The organism is Dyella sp. EPa41 (assembly GCF_016586165.1).
In the GTDB taxonomy this organism is placed as follows: domain Bacteria; phylum Pseudomonadota; class Gammaproteobacteria; order Xanthomonadales; family Rhodanobacteraceae; genus Dyella.
Window position 1 is genome coordinate 1 of record NZ_BCPR01000003.1, and the last position, 13,804, is coordinate 13,804.

Genomic DNA, 13,804 nt, shown 5'->3' on the forward strand with positions numbered 1-13,804 from the left:
AAGAAAAGTGACCCGGGCCGCGGCAGCGGCTCGGAAGCCCGCGGCAGGCGAGCCCGGTCGCGAAAGACAGCAATTAGGACATCGCCAACTGCATGCCTGAAGAACGAGTGCTGCAGACCGGCGCGAAAGGCTGTCGCGCACTGGGTGCGCTCCTACAAGGGAACGCCATGCAGAGAAAATGAGCCGGGCCGCGGCAGCGGTCCGGAAGCCCGCGGCCCCACAGGGACTTCCTTCGGTCGCAGGCGAGCCCGGTCGCGAAAGACAGCAATTAAGACATCGCCAACCGCTTGCCTGAAGAACGAATGCTGCGGACCGGCGCGAAAGGCTGTCGCGCACTGGGTGCGCTCCTACAGAAAGGGAGGGGGCGCGGGGAGCGAGGTGGCCCTTGGCAGCTCCCTAACGCGCCCCGACCTATAGTCCACCCATCTCCCCGAGGAATACCGACGACATGAGCCAGTTCCGCATCGAACACGACAGCATGGGTGAGCTCAAGGTGCCGGCGAAGGCGCTGTATGGCGCGCAGACGCAGCGTGCGGTCGACAACTTTCCCATTTCCGGCATGCACATGCCGCGCGAGTTCATCCGCGCATTGGGGCTGGTGAAGGCGGCCGCGGCCGATGCGAATTTCTTGCTGGGGCACCTCAAGAAGAACCAGGCGCACGCGATCCGCAAAGCCGCCCTGGCGGTGGCCGAGGGGGAGTACGACGACCAGTTTCCGATCGACGTGTTCCAGACGGGATCGGGCACCAGCACCAACATGAATGCCAACGAGGTGATCGCCCACCTCGCCAGCCAAGGCAACCTGAAGGTGCATCCCAATGACCACGTCAATTACGGGCAGAGCTCCAATGACGTGATTCCGACCACCATCCACGTGAGCGCGACGCTCACGGCCAGCCAGCAGTTGCTGCCGGCGCTCAAGCACCTCAAGCGCACCATCGATCGCCGCGCGCGCGAACTGCGCAACGTGCCCAAGACGGGGCGCACGCACCTGATGGATGCGATGCCGGTGACGTTCGGCCAGGAGTTGTCCGGCTGGGCCGCGCAGGTCGGCACGGCGATCGAGCGCATCCAGGACAGCCTGATGCGCATGCGGCGCCTGCCGCTCGGCGGCACGGCGGTAGGCACCGGCATCAATGCCGACCCCAAGTTCGGCCTGGCGGTGGCGCGCGAGCTGAAGAAGCTCACGGGCGTGAGCTTCGAATCCGCGGGCAACTTCTTCGAGGGCATGGCTGCGCAGGACGCCGCGGTGGAACTGTCGGGCCAGTTGAAGGCACTGGCCGTGGCGCTGACGAAGATCGCGAACGACCTGCGCTGGATGAACTCCGGTCCGCTGGCAGGACTCGGCGAAATCGAGTTACCGGCGCTGCAGCCGGGCTCGTCGATCATGCCGGGCAAGGTGAACCCGGTGATTCCCGAAGCCACCGTCATGGTGGCGGCGCAGGTGATCGGCAACGACGCGGCGATCACCATCGCCGGACAGTCGGGCAACTTCCAGCTCAACGTGATGCTGCCGCTGGTGGCGCACAACCTGCTGCAGTCGATCGGCATCCTGTCCAACGTCAGCGTGTTGCTGGCCGACAAGGCCATTGCTGGTTTCAAGGTCAATAGCGCGCGGGTGAAGGAGGCGCTGGCGAAGAACCCCATCCTGGTGACTGCGCTCAACCCCGTGATCGGCTACGAGAAGGGTGCGGCGACGGCCAAGCAGGCCTACAAGGAGAAGCGGCCGATTCTCGATGTGGCGCTGGAGACGACCGGCCTCTCAAAGGCCGAGTTGCAGAAGCTGCTCGATCCGATGGCCCTGACCAAGGGTGGCATTCACGGCGGTGGCGGCGGAGGCGGCTGAGTCGCTACATCCCTTGGACGTCTTGTAGGAGCGCACCCAGTGCGCGAAAAGCCTACGGAGCGGCAACGCCCGGGCTTCGCGGTCGCGCACCGGGTGTGCTCCTACAGTCGGCGCCTTGGCAAGCTAGTGGTGCGTGTCCTTCCGGCACTTCTCGACATTGGCATCGCCCAGCGCATGCGCGTATGGCTTGAACGCATCCAGCTGCGTGGCCAGCTCGTCCTGCGCCGATTTCATCGCCGCCAGGTCCTCGCAGATCTTCGCGGCGGCCTCCTTCACGGTCGTCGCCGTTTCCTCCGCCTTGGCGCGGGCGGCTTCGGCGCTGTCGGCGCCGGTGATCTTGCCGGCAGCGGCGCTCACGGCTTGCGTCGCGGTGGCGACGCCGGCCTTGCCGGTGGCGATGGCGTCGGTGCGCATGGCCTGTGCGGCGGCGTTGTAGCGTTGCAGCAGGCTGCGCTGTGCGTCGCTCACGGCCACGTCGTGCCCATCGATGGCGAGTTGTCCCTGCGCATTCACCGTGGCGTCGGGCACACCGGAGGCTTTGATGGTGATGACCCCGTCATGCATCGTGATTCGATTATTGATGATGTCGGTGTTGCCGCCGAACACCAGCACGTCGCCGCCCGAACCGCTGCAAGCGGCCAGCAGGGCGGTCAGCGCGAGCAGCAGGCACGAATGGCGACGGTTCATGGGGAAACTCCTTGGCGTGGAAAGGGAAGGGGAGTGCAGGGCGGATGCGGCGACTGGCGCGACTCGGGCCTGCTCCATGACGGGTGATCGTACGGAATATCGCTCTCCCAATACCATGGGTAACAGGTGGGCCCCAGCGTGATGTCCAGCAGGTAGCGGTAGATGCCCTCCGCATTGGAGCTGTTGCTGAGGATCATCACGCAGTCTCGCGGGCCCTGCAGGCACAGCACCAGGTTGTTGGTGCCGTCGTCATGGCCGGTCTTGAACCAGGCCGGTCCTTGCGGCGACCGGTAGACGATCACGCCGCTCGCCGATGAAAGCGCGATGCCTTCGTTGTCGGTCGTGGTCGAGGTATCCAGCGTCGGGAATTGCTGCACGGAACGGATGCGCTGCACCGGCCTGAGCCAGTCGGCATGCGTTGCGGCGCTGAGGCCATCGCCGCGCACCATGCCAGCCAGCAGCTGCGCGTAGTCATGCGGCGTGGTGTCCATGGAACCGGCCGCGCGCACGGATTCGCGTTGCTTGTGCCCCAGCGCCTTGCCGGCTTCGTCGTAGCCGATCGCGAGGTTGTCGGCGAAGTCGGCGCGCCAGGTCATGCTGGTGCGGGACATGCCGAAGCGGTCGAACAGGGCGCGTTGCATCAGGGTGGCGACATCCACGTTCTTGGCGTTTTCCAGCACGAACTGCAACAAGTTGATGCCCTCGCCCGAATAGGCGAACCGGCTGCCGGGATCGAACGCGATATACAGCTTGCCCTTGGCGTCGTAGCCGGTGGGCGTGAAGAAACGGAAATTGGGGAAGCCGGCGCCATGGCTCAGCAGCATGCGTGGCGTGATCCTGCGCCAGCGATCATCACCGGCAAGGTCCGCGTACCTGGCGTATTCCGGCAGCGGCCTGGACAGCATGCCCGCGATCGGGGTGTCCAGTTCCAGCTTGTGCGCATCGGCGAGGGTCATCACGGCATAGCTGAAAGCCGCCTTGGTGATGGAGGCCGCATACATCACCGTGTCGGTGGTCAGCGGCAGGTGTTTCGCGGTGTCGCGCTCGCCGTAGGCGTGCAGATAGGTGACCTGTCCGTTCTCGATCAGCGCCAAGGCCAGCCCGGGCACGTGCGCGGCATGCATCAGTTGTTCGACCTTGCGGTCCAGGGCTTCGCCGCGCAGGCGCTGAGGAGGGGCATCGGCGGCCAAGGCGTTTGCCGCCAGGCTCAGGCACAGCAGCATGGCGACATGGCGACAACGCATGAGACCCCCGTGGGATGAGCGCCGTCGGAGGATGTCCCACCTGCACTCCGCATCCGTGCGGAAGGTGCAGGCGGGACACGAACCGTCAGCTGTCGTCGCGTGGCCGTCGAAATCCACTGGCGGAGGCGACCGTACGACCGGCGCGGTGGCCGGATGGAACAGGTTCAATCGGAGAAGACGGCGAATCCCTGCTTGCCGTTTTCGTCGGTGTGCTTGCCGCAATCGTCGATGTCTTTTTGCGTCATCGTTGCGTAGGGCTGGAACGCGGGCATGGCGGCTGCGAGTTTCCGTTGCGAGGCCATCAGGTCGGGCATGCGCTTGCACAGTTGCACGGCGGCGGCTTCGATCTTGTCCGTCTGCGGCTTGATGTCCGCCTCGATCTCCTTGTCGCTCTTGCCGCTGAGCTTGCCGAAGATCGCATCCTTGGCGATGCCCAGGCCCATGTTGGCGCTGCTCGCGCCGATGTCCATGCCCGCGGTGGCGATGCCGATGATCTGCTGGCGATAGTCCACCAGCAACGCATGCTGCTCGGGCGTGGCCTCGACCCGCCGGCCTTCGATCACCAGCTGGCCGTCCGGGGTGATGGCGGCTTTCGGGCGGTCGTTGCTGTCGTGATGGTGGCTGCCCGCGTGGACGTTGGTGACATCGATGTCCTTGGTGAGCAGCTCCTGCTTGGCCTTGTCGATGCCCTTCTGGATCTCCGCGCCGATGAGTGTCGGCGAGGTCTGGCGTTGCGCTTCGTCCATCGCCTTCGCCACGTCACTGCTGCCATGGTCGGACTGGCTGCAGGCCGCCAGCGGCAAGAGCAGGGTCAGCGCCATGATGCGGCTGGTGAATGCATTGGTAGCCATGATGTTTTCCCCGTTGCGAATGCGTTGGAGTCAGCTGTCGTCGCGGACCCGGCGATACCAGATGGCCCCGGCGATCAGCGCTGCACCGGCCAGCACGCCCAGCCACAGGTTCGGCGAGCCGAGCAGGGTGTAGGTATGCATCGGCGACAGCACGCTCAGCGGGTTGTGGGCGTCGCCAAGGTCGGCCGTGGCTTCCAGCGCGTTGTCGCTGTAGACGATGTTGGAACCGGGGAACACGCTGAGCAAGGCGCGCTGCACGATGTTCTTCCAGAACCACACGGTCGGCAGGTTGAACAGGCCCATGATGCCGAACCAGCTCACCAGCAGGCCCAGCACCGCCGGCACCGCCACCGCCCACAGGAAGGGTTTGGTGCGTGCCCAGGCCGAGCAGAACAGCAGCCAGCCGACCGACGGGATGGCCCACAGTGCGTACAGCGGAATGCTGCTGACCAGGGTGCCGATGGCGCGGAACGGATGGGCCAGCATGATCAGCTGCCAGGCGTTGACGTGGTGCAGCGAAAGCACCAGGGCGAAGATCACCAGTTGCACGATGCCGATGATCACGGCCACGACCACGGCAATGGCGGGGGCCAGGATCGTCGCGCTCACCACCTTCGACAGTACGGTGCTGGTATTGGAGATCGGCAGCGATTTCCAGAACAGGATGCTGCGGTCGCGGCGGTCGTCGTACAGCGCGCCAAGGCAATAGAACAGCACCACGATGCCCATGACGATGCTGATCAATCCCATCGAGGAAAGCATCGCGATGTCGAGTCCGGCGCCGATCTGCGCGAGGTCGCCCTCGTCGGCCTTGGCGATCATCATCTGCCAGTTGCTGCCGCCGATCTCTATGCCATGCCGCGCGCCGAGCACTTCGGCCGTGATGATGGCCATGACGTTGAGCACCAGGAAGACCACGCCGGTGACGATCGGCGCCCACAGGAAGCCGCCGCGGTGTTCCCAGAATTCGCGTTTCACGAGCCAGTAGAAGGTTTTCATGCGTAGGTTCCCTTCATGGTGGCGACGAACAGGTCACTGACGGTGGGGCGGCGTACCTCGCCCATGCTTTCGAGCGTGGCGCGGTCGGCGCCGTCGAACAGGAAGATGCTCTTGCCGAACACCTGGCGTTCGTCCAGCGGCTTCATGCTGCGCGCGGTGGCGGCCTTGTCGGCGCTCACCATCACTTCGGCGAAACGCTCGCCGACGGCTTCCATGTCGGTGTCCAGCACGATCTTGCCGTCGCGGATGAACATCAGGTCGGTAAGGATGTGTTCGATCTCCTCCACCTGGTGCGTGGTGACGATGATCGTCTTGTTCTCGTCGAAGTAGTCCTCCAGCAGGCTCTGGTAGAACTGCTTGCGATAGAGGATGTCCAGGCCCAGCGTCGGCTCGTCCAGCACCAGCAGGCGGGCGTCGATGGCCATCACCAGGGCGAGGTGCAGCTGCACGATCATGCCCTTGGACATCTGCTTCACGCGCTGGTCCGGCGTGAGCTTGGTGCGGGCGAGAAAGGCCTCGCACTTGGACCGGTTGAAGCGGGGGTGCACATTGGCCACGAAATCGATGGCCTCGCGGACCCGAAGCCAGCGCGGCAGTACCGCCACGTCGGCGATGAAGCACACCTGTTCCATCAGGCGGTCACGCTGGGTGCGCGGGTCCAGGCCCAGCACGCTCAGCTCTCCCTGGAAATCGGTCAGGCCGAGGATGGCCTTGAGCGCCGTGGTCTTGCCGGCCCCGTTGGGGCCGATCAACCCCACGATGCGGCCCGACTCGATGCGGAAATTCACATGATCCAGCGCGACGGTGTTCTTGTAGCGCTTGTTGAGACCGCTGGCGGTCACGACCGCGTTCATGACTGGCTCTCCCCATTGGCCGACGTGTTGTCGGACGCTTCGCGCATCAGGGTCTTCAGGTCCAGCCCGAGGCGCTGCAGGCGTGCAAACAGCGCCGGCCATTCCTCGCGCAGGAAGCGCTCCCGTTCGGACTTGAGCAGCGCTTCCCTGGCTCCATCGATCACGAACATGCCCAATCCCCTCCTTTTTTCCACCAGTTGATCGTCGACCAGTTCCTGGTACGCCTTCGAGACAGTCAGAGGGTTGATCTGAAAGTCTGCAGCTACCTGGCGTACTGACGGCAGCGGGTCGCCCTCGTTCAAGGCGCCGTCCAGAATCATCGCCACCACGCGCTCGCGAAGCTGGCGGTAAATCGGGACGCTGTCGTTCCAGGTAATGGTCATACGGTTATTCCTTGCTGATACGGCCGAACTGATTGCCAAACGAATAGTAGGGCATGGCCAGCTGGGCCCCGAGCACGCCGCGGCTGGCGACGGCTTCCGGGCGGAGCATCGGGGCTGCCGTCAGGGCGGCGGCCACGCCGGCGTCGACGTACAGGGCGGCGGCGCGCATGTCCTCAGCCGTGGGGCGGACATCGATCGGGGCCAGGTCGATGACCTTGACGCCGTTGATCTCAGAAACCGGGAGACTGTTGACGTTGGAGTTGATGGCGGCCAGGCCTACCGTGGTGAACAGGGCAGCGGCGGCCAGTGCTAGCAGGTTATTCGCTTTCATGGCGGGTCTCCTTTAGTGACCTCGTGGACCGGTGTTGTAGTGAACTATAACACCATAATCGAAACCGTCAATAGCTCGGGCGAAAATTCGCAATGTGACTGATGGCCTATAAAGCTGAACGAGTGGTAGGGCCGGCCAGAGCCCTCCCGGTGGCGCCTAGCCTCCGCCCTCGGGCACTGCCGGGGCAGAAGCGGTCATCAACCATCGTGGGTGACAGGCATCACCTCACGTCACGTGGGGGATGGCCGTGCTTCAATGTCGCCATCAACGAAAAGGAAGGCGCTCCATGGACCTAGGTCTGGCCGGACGCATCGTGGTGGTCACGGGTGCAAGCAAGGGGATCGGCCTGGCGTGTGCGAAAGCCTTTGCGCGCGAAGGCGCCAAGGTCATCGGCGTATCGCGCGACATCGCGCACCTGCACGCCGCGCAGCACGATCTGCAGCACGAGGGGCTTCGCCTGGACATTGCCGCCGCGGACCTGCAGGACAGCGTCGCCGCGCAGATGGTCGTCGAATACATCGAGAACGAGTTCGGCCCGATCGATGTGCTGGTCAACTGCGCCGGTGCCGCGAAGCGCACGCCCATCGCCGAATTGCACGCCGACGCGATGCATGCGGCGATGCAGGCGAAGTACTTCACCTATATGCACATCATCGACCCGGTGATCCGCCACATGGCATCGCGCGGCCGCGGCAGCATCGTCAACGTGGTCGGGCAGGGCGGCAAGCAGGCCCATCCCATCCATATCGGTGGTGGCGCCGCCAACGCCGCGTTGATGCTTGCCTCGGTGGGTTATGCCAATGCGTACGCGGCCAAGGGCGTGCGCGTCAACGTGATCAATCCCGGCATGACGAATACGGGGCGTGTGCAGGAAGGCTTGAATGCGGCGTCGCGCGCGAGCGGTCGCCCGGCGCAAGACGTGCTCGCCGAACAGCTGGCCGAGATCCCGGTGGGGCGCATGGCCGAGCCGCCGGAGATTGCGGACGTGGCCGTGTTTCTTGCCTCGCCCCGGGCGAGTTACGTGACCGGCGCGGTGATCCCCATGGACGGCGGCAAATCCAGCGTGATTTGAAACACGCATGCACCCCTCGACACGCGACGTACCGTCGATGCGGATGCAAAGGCCACGCAGCGTTTGGCACACTTGCACGTTTCGCCTAGGGGCCGCATTCGGTTCCTGCCGGTGAGCGCGCTGCCCGGTCCAGGCCGGGTAGACCATGAACCTGGAGAACATCGCTCGTGTCGCACTATGCCGGTCCCTTGCTTACCCGTCCTGCCGCCGAAAGCCTGATCGCCGCCCGCGACGCCGGCACAGATGGATGGAGCGGCTCGCTCGACCTGGACCGTTCCACCGGCGTCGCCACGCTGCGGGCGGACACCTGGCAATGGAAAGGCCAGTCGTATCCGTATCCCGGCAAGCTGAAGGAGCGCACCATCTACTACTGGGATGGCGACGAATTCGCCGCCGTCTCGCGCTTCTCCGGCTCGCTCATCAAGCTGGTGCCGACGGAATGGGGCGCGCCCACGTTCGAGATCGACGGCATCAAGATGCTGCCCACCTCGAAGGAGTCGCCGGTCGACGATGCGCGCCGCAAAGTGGCGTTGGTCGAGCCGCGTGGAAAGCTTGTGCTCGATACCTGCGGTGGCCTGGGCTATTTCGCGGCCTGCTGCCTGGATGCCGGCGTGGCGCGTATCCAATCGTTCGAGAAGAACCCCGACGTGCTCTGGCTGCGCACGCTCAATCCGTGGTCGCCTGATCCGGCTGCGGCGGCCAGCGGCGGTCGCCTGCAGCTCACCCATGCGGACGTTTCGCAGGCCATCACGCAGATCGCCGATGCCTCGATGGACGCGCTGCTGCACGATCCGCCGCGCTTCGGTATCGCGGGCGAGCTGTATTCCCAGGCGTTCTACGACCAGCTTGCGCGCGTGCTGCGCCGCGGCGGGCGGATGTTCCACTACACCGGCAGTCCCAACAAGCTCACCAGCGATCGCGACGTCCCCCGTGAAGTGGCGAAGCGGCTGGAGAAGGCGGGCTTCAAGGCGCAGCTGGCGCTGGATGGGGTGTTGGCGACGCGGCGATAGCCCGTCGCGGCCGACGGCCGCAACGCCCCACTAGCTCGACCCGGCATCTGTGGTGTTAAGTAGCGGGATCATCCACCCGTCTGCCGGAGCCGCTCATGTCCCGTGTCCCTTCCGTTGGTTCGCCGCTTGCCAGGCGCCGCATGTTCTCGCGACTCGCCCTGGCCGTGGCGATGGTGCTCGCAGGCGACGCGGCGGCAGCCGCCGACGAAAACCGCGCCGGCGACGTGCCGCCGCCGCAGGACACGCCGTACGCGGGCACGGTATCCATCCATGTGGATGCCAACGACACCACGCAAGGCATCTTCCGCGTGCGTGAAGGCATTCCGGTGCAGGCGGGCCCGCTGACGCTGCTGTATCCGCAGTGGATTCCCGGCGACCACTCGCCGACCGGCCCCATCGCGATGCTCGCGGGCGTGAAGCTCAGCGCCAACGGCAAGCCGCTGATGTGGAAGCGCGACAAGTACAACGTGTATGCGTTCCACCTCGACGTGCCCGAAGGCGTTTCCCATATCGATGCGGAGTTCCAGTACCTGTCCGGCCGCACCGACGATGCGGGCTTCGAGATCACCCAGCGCATGACGGACGTCGAATGGAGCTCGATGCTGCTGTATCCGGCCGGGCACTACTCGCGCCAGATCACCTTCGCGCCCAGCATGACCGTTCCGCATGACTGGCAGATCGCCACGGCGCTGGAAACGGCCTCGCGCTCGGGCGATACGGTGACCTTCAAGCCGGTGACGCTCAACAACCTGGTCGATTCGCCGGTCTATGCGGGCCAGTACTTCAAGCGCGTCGACCTCACCTCGTTCGACAAAGTGCCGGTGTACCTGGACGTCTTCGCCGATGCGCCGAAGTACCTGGAGATGACGCCGGAGCAGGTGGCCGTGCACCGCAACCTGGTGACGCAGGCGCTCAAGCTGTTCGGCTCGCACCATTACGACCACTACGATTTCCTGTTCTCGCTGTCCGACGAGATGTCCGGCCATGGCACCGAGCATCACCAGTCCAGCGAAGACGGCCTCGACGCCGACTACTTCACCGCGTGGAAGGAGGCCGCGCCGGGACGCGACCTGCTGGCCCACGAATACGCGCACTCGTGGAACGGCAAGTTCCGTCGCGGCGAGGATCTGTGGACGCCCAACTTCAACGTGCCCATGGGCGATTCGCTGCTGTGGGTGTACGAGGGCCAGACGCAGTACTGGGGCTTCGTGCTGACCGCGCGCGCCGGCATGTGGTCGCCGCAGGAGTTCCGCGATGCGCTGGCCATGACGGCCGCCAACTACGAGCGCAACCGCGTGGGCTTCGAATGGCGCACGCTGGAGGACACCACCAACGACGCCACCATCGCGCGCCGCGCCGGACTGCCGTTCCGCAGCTGGCAGATGAGCGAGGAGTACTACAGCGGCGGCCAGATGATGTGGCTGGAAGTCGACGGCAAGCTGCGCGAGCTCACCCACGACAAGAAGTCGCTGGACGATTTCGCGAAGGCGTTCTTCGGCGTCGACAACGGCAGCTATGTCACCAGGACCTATACCTTCGACGACGTGGTGGCGGCGTTGGATGGCGTGGCGAAGTACGACTGGGCAAGTTTCCTGCACAGCCGGGTGAACGTGCTGAACCCGCCGCTGCAGGACGGCCTCGAGGCCACCGGCTGGAAGCTCGTGTACACCGACCAGGAAAGCGGCTACGAGAAGCAGTACAACAGCCGCCAGGAACCGGCGCGCCATCTGTACAACTTTGCCTGGTCGATCGGCCTGACCATGAACGACAAGGGGCAGGTCAACGACGTGCGGTGGAACGGCCCGGCCTTCAAGGCAGGCGTCAGCACCGGCGCCACGCTGGTCGCGGTGAACGGCGAGAACTATTCCACCGACGTCCTGAAGGCGGCGATCACGGCGGCCAAGGGCACCAAGACGCCGATCCAATTGCTGCTCAAGTACCAGGGCGGCTATCGCACGGTGCCCGTGGACTATCACGACGGCCTGCAGTACCCGCACCTGGTGCGCGTGAGCGGCAAGCCCGACTACCTCAGCGAGATCATTGCCCCGCGCAAGTAATGGCGGATACATCCGGGGGCGAGGCGTGGGCAGGGGCCTGACTTCCTACCCATGCCAGCCGCGCCCGGCTGTGGTTAGGTCTCTGCTTTGTGCCGTTCATCCGGGGAAATCAGATGCTTCGTCTTCGTACGCTCGTGGTCGCCACGTCCATGGCGCTTGCCGCCTGCTCGCAGCAGTCGAACGAGCCGGCCCAGTCGCCCGCTCCCGTCCCGGCCAGCACCGCGCCGGCCAAGGCATCCACCGCTGCGCCCAAGGCCGAGGTGAGCGCCGTGAATCCGTTCCTCGAACCCAGCACCCTGCCGTTCCAGGCGCCGCCGTTCGACAAGATCAAGGACGGCGACTACCAGCCCGCGCTGGAAGAGGGCATGAAGCAGCACCTGGAGGAGATCAACAAGATCGCCGACAACCCGGAGCCGCCGACCTTCGAGAACACCTTCATCCCGATGGAGAAGTCGGGCCAGCTGCTGTCCCGCGTGCGTCGCGCCTTCTTCGCGGTCACCGGCGCCAACACCAACGACACGTTGCAGAAGGTGCAGCAGGACGAAGCGCCGAAGTTCGCCGAGCACCAGGACGCGATCGTGCTCAATGACAAGCTGTTCAAGCGCATCGAGACCATTTACGAGCAGCGCGATTCGCTCAAGCTCGACCCGGAATCCAAGCGCCTGGTCGAAGTGACCTACAAGAACTTCGTGCGCGGCGGCGCCAAGCTGTCCGATGCCGACAAGGCGAAGCTGAAGGACCTCAACAAGGAAGAATCCGGCCTGCGCACGCAGTTCACCAGGAAACTGCTCGCCGCCACCAAGGCCGGTGCGCTGGTGGTGGACGACAAGAGCAAGCTCGACGGGCTGTCCGACGGTGATGTCGCCGCCGCCTCGCAGGCGGCGGAAAACCGCAAGCTCGATGGCAAGTGGGTGATCCCGCTGCAGAACACCACGCAGCAGCCGGCGCTGCAGAGCCTCAACGATCGCGCCACGCGCGAGCAGCTGTTCAAGGCCTCGTGGGATCGTGCCGAGAAGGGCGACGCCAATGACACGCGCGAACTGATTGCCCGCATCGCGCAGATCCGCGCCGAGCAGGCCAAGGTGCTGGGCTTCTCCAGCTATGCCGCATGGAAGCTGGAAGACCAGATGGCCAAGACGCCGGAGGCGGCACTGGGCTTCATGGACAAGCTGGCCCCGGCCGCCACGGCGCACGCCGAGCGCGAGGCCAAGGACATCCAGGACGTGATCGACCAGCAGAAGGGCGGCTTCAAGGTCGAGGCATGGGACTGGAACCACTACGCCGAGCAGGTGCGCAAGGCGAAGTACGACCTGGACGAGTCGCAGATCAAGCCGTACTTCGAGCTGGACAACGTGCTGCAGAACGGCGTGTTCTACGCCGCCAACCAGCTCTACGGCCTGACCTTCAAGGAGCGCAAGGACATCCCCGTCTGGCAGCCGGACGTGCGCGTGTTCGAGGTGTTCGACAAGGACGGCTCGTCGCTCGCGCTGTTCTATTGCGACTACTTCAAGCGCGACAACAAGAACGGCGGCGCCTGGATGAGCAACCTGGTCGGCCAGTCCAAGCTGATGGGCACCAAGCCGGTGGTGTTCAACGTCGCCAACTTCACCAAGCCCGCAGCCGGCCAGCCGGCGTTGCTGTCGTTTGACGACGTGATCACCATGTTCCACGAGTTCGGCCATGGCCTGCACGGCATCTTCGCCAACTCCGAATACCCGAGCCTGTCAGGCTCCGCGACGGCGCGTGACTTCGTGGAGTTCCCGTCGCAGTTCAACGAGCACTGGGCCACCGATCCGAAGATCTTCGCCAACTACGCGAAGCACTACAAAACCGGCGAGCCGATGCCGGCCGAGCTGGTGGAGAAGATCAAGAAGTCGAAGACCTTCAACAAGGGCTACGACATGACCGAACTGCTTTCAGCCGCGCTGCTCGACATGAGCTGGCACAGCCTGGGCCCGGATGCGCCGAAGCAGGATCCGGACAAGTTCGAGGCCGAGGCGCTGGCCAAGGCCAAGATCAACCTGGGCTACGTGCCGCCGCGCTACCGCTCCAGCTACTTCCAGCACATCTGGGGCAACGGCTATGCCGCCGGTTACTACGCCTACCTGTGGACGGAAATGCTCGCCGATGACGCCTTCCAGGGCTTCGTCGACAAGGGCGGCATGACCCGCGCGAACGGCGACCGCTTCCGCGAGATGGTGCTCTCGCGCGGCAACACCGAAGAGCTGGCCAAGATGTACAAGGACTGGCGCGGCCAGGACCCGAGCATCGAGCCGATGCTGCTGAACCGTGGCCTGAAGGAAGCGCCGCAGAAGAAGTGATGCTTCGTCACTCGTCAATGGAAAGGGCCGGCCATGCCGGCCTTTTCTTTGGAGGGCGTCCCTGCAAGGCAGCGGCCGGATCGGAAGCATTCCGATGACATGTTGTCCGGTGGCGCGGTGTCGATGCCGATCCTTGCCGCAATGAGAAA

General features: G+C 64.9%; 12 protein-coding genes. 5 read left to right on the forward strand and 7 right to left on the reverse strand.

Annotation, left to right across the window (positions count from 1 at the left end; all coding sequences use genetic code 11):
• Positions 1 to 448 precede the first annotated feature (448 nt).
• On the forward strand, positions 449 to 1,846 hold the full coding sequence (locus JMF82_RS01675; protein WP_201312805.1) for a class II fumarate hydratase: 1,398 nt from the start codon (positions 449 to 451) through the stop codon (positions 1,844 to 1,846).
• A 123-nt stretch (positions 1,847 to 1,969) separates the two neighbouring features.
• Here the strand turns inward: JMF82_RS01675 and JMF82_RS01680 are convergent, their stop codons facing one another.
• The 7 genes from JMF82_RS01680 to JMF82_RS01710 all read right to left on the reverse strand — a co-directional run bounded on the left by JMF82_RS01680 (position 1,970) and on the right by JMF82_RS01710 (position 7,195).
• Positions 1,970 to 2,533, reverse strand: a complete 564-nt coding sequence (locus JMF82_RS01680; protein ID WP_201312806.1) for a DUF2884 family protein — start codon at positions 2,531 to 2,533, stop codon at positions 1,970 to 1,972.
• Positions 2,530 to 3,777, reverse strand: coding sequence for a serine hydrolase domain-containing protein (locus JMF82_RS01685; protein ID WP_201312807.1), 1,248 nt, complete (start codon positions 3,775 to 3,777; stop codon positions 2,530 to 2,532). Before JMF82_RS01685 ends, JMF82_RS01680 begins: the two co-directional genes overlap by 4 nt.
• Positions 3,778 to 3,941: 164 nt before the next feature.
• On the reverse strand, positions 3,942 to 4,628 hold the full coding sequence (locus JMF82_RS01690) for a hypothetical protein (RefSeq protein WP_201312808.1): 687 nt from the start codon (positions 4,626 to 4,628) through the stop codon (positions 3,942 to 3,944).
• A 30-nt stretch (positions 4,629 to 4,658) separates the two neighbouring features.
• Positions 4,659 to 5,627: a hypothetical protein gene (locus JMF82_RS01695; protein ID WP_201312809.1), complete on the reverse strand. Its 969-nt coding sequence runs from the start codon at positions 5,625 to 5,627 to the stop codon at positions 4,659 to 4,661.
• Complete coding sequence (locus JMF82_RS01700; protein WP_201312810.1) at positions 5,624 to 6,481, reverse strand: ABC transporter ATP-binding protein; 858 nt, start codon at positions 6,479 to 6,481, stop codon at positions 5,624 to 5,626. The genes JMF82_RS01695 and JMF82_RS01700 overlap by 4 nt, the downstream gene beginning before the upstream one ends.
• The gene (locus tag JMF82_RS01705) at positions 6,478 to 6,864 is read right to left on the reverse strand and encodes a GntR family transcriptional regulator (protein ID WP_130620584.1); all 387 of its coding nucleotides are present in this window, start codon (positions 6,862 to 6,864) and stop codon (positions 6,478 to 6,480) included. The genes JMF82_RS01700 and JMF82_RS01705 overlap by 4 nt, the downstream gene beginning before the upstream one ends.
• Positions 6,865 to 6,868: 4 nt before the next feature.
• Positions 6,869 to 7,195 (reverse strand): hypothetical protein, encoded by a 327-nt coding sequence (locus JMF82_RS01710; protein WP_201312811.1) that lies wholly within the window; start codon positions 7,193 to 7,195, stop codon positions 6,869 to 6,871.
• Between the two features lie 286 nt (positions 7,196 to 7,481).
• Between JMF82_RS01710 and JMF82_RS01715 the strand changes: the two genes are divergently transcribed.
• The 4 genes from JMF82_RS01715 (at position 7,482) to dcp (ending at position 13,655) form a co-directional block, all read left to right on the forward strand.
• Positions 7,482 to 8,267, forward strand: coding sequence for an SDR family oxidoreductase (locus tag JMF82_RS01715; RefSeq protein WP_201312812.1), 786 nt, complete (start codon positions 7,482 to 7,484; stop codon positions 8,265 to 8,267).
• 167 nt (positions 8,268 to 8,434) lie between these two features.
• Positions 8,435 to 9,277, forward strand: a complete 843-nt coding sequence (locus JMF82_RS01720; RefSeq protein WP_201312813.1) for an SAM-dependent methyltransferase — start codon at positions 8,435 to 8,437, stop codon at positions 9,275 to 9,277.
• 95 nt (positions 9,278 to 9,372) lie between these two features.
• The gene (locus JMF82_RS01725) at positions 9,373 to 11,334 is read left to right on the forward strand and encodes a M61 family metallopeptidase (protein WP_201312814.1); all 1,962 of its coding nucleotides are present in this window, start codon (positions 9,373 to 9,375) and stop codon (positions 11,332 to 11,334) included.
• A gap of 113 nt (positions 11,335 to 11,447) precedes the next feature.
• On the forward strand, positions 11,448 to 13,655 hold the full coding sequence (dcp, locus tag JMF82_RS01730) for a peptidyl-dipeptidase Dcp (protein ID WP_201312815.1): 2,208 nt from the start codon (positions 11,448 to 11,450) through the stop codon (positions 13,653 to 13,655).
• The last annotated feature ends 149 nt before the right edge of the window (positions 13,656 to 13,804 follow it).

Coding starts and splice junctions, on each gene's coding strand:
- JMF82_RS01710 (WP_201312811.1), bottom strand. CDS start 7,195: ATGAAAGCGAATAACCTGCTAGCACTGGCCGCCGCTGCCCTGTTCACC.
- dcp (WP_201312815.1), top strand. CDS start 11,448: ATGCTTCGTCTTCGTACGCTCGTGGTCGCCACGTCCATGGCGCTTGCC.
- JMF82_RS01695 (WP_201312809.1), bottom strand. CDS start 5,627: ATGAAAACCTTCTACTGGCTCGTGAAACGCGAATTCTGGGAACACCGC.
- JMF82_RS01680 (WP_201312806.1), bottom strand. CDS start 2,533: ATGAACCGTCGCCATTCGTGCCTGCTGCTCGCGCTGACCGCCCTGCTG.
- JMF82_RS01715 (WP_201312812.1), top strand. CDS start 7,482: ATGGACCTAGGTCTGGCCGGACGCATCGTGGTGGTCACGGGTGCAAGC.
- JMF82_RS01675 (WP_201312805.1), top strand. CDS start 449: ATGAGCCAGTTCCGCATCGAACACGACAGCATGGGTGAGCTCAAGGTG.
- JMF82_RS01725 (WP_201312814.1), top strand. CDS start 9,373: ATGTCCCGTGTCCCTTCCGTTGGTTCGCCGCTTGCCAGGCGCCGCATG.
- JMF82_RS01690 (WP_201312808.1), bottom strand. CDS start 4,628: ATGGCTACCAATGCATTCACCAGCCGCATCATGGCGCTGACCCTGCTC.
- JMF82_RS01700 (WP_201312810.1), bottom strand. CDS start 6,481: ATGAACGCGGTCGTGACCGCCAGCGGTCTCAACAAGCGCTACAAGAAC.
- JMF82_RS01685 (WP_201312807.1), bottom strand. CDS start 3,777: ATGCGTTGTCGCCATGTCGCCATGCTGCTGTGCCTGAGCCTGGCGGCA.
- JMF82_RS01705 (WP_130620584.1), bottom strand. CDS start 6,864: ATGACCATTACCTGGAACGACAGCGTCCCGATTTACCGCCAGCTTCGC.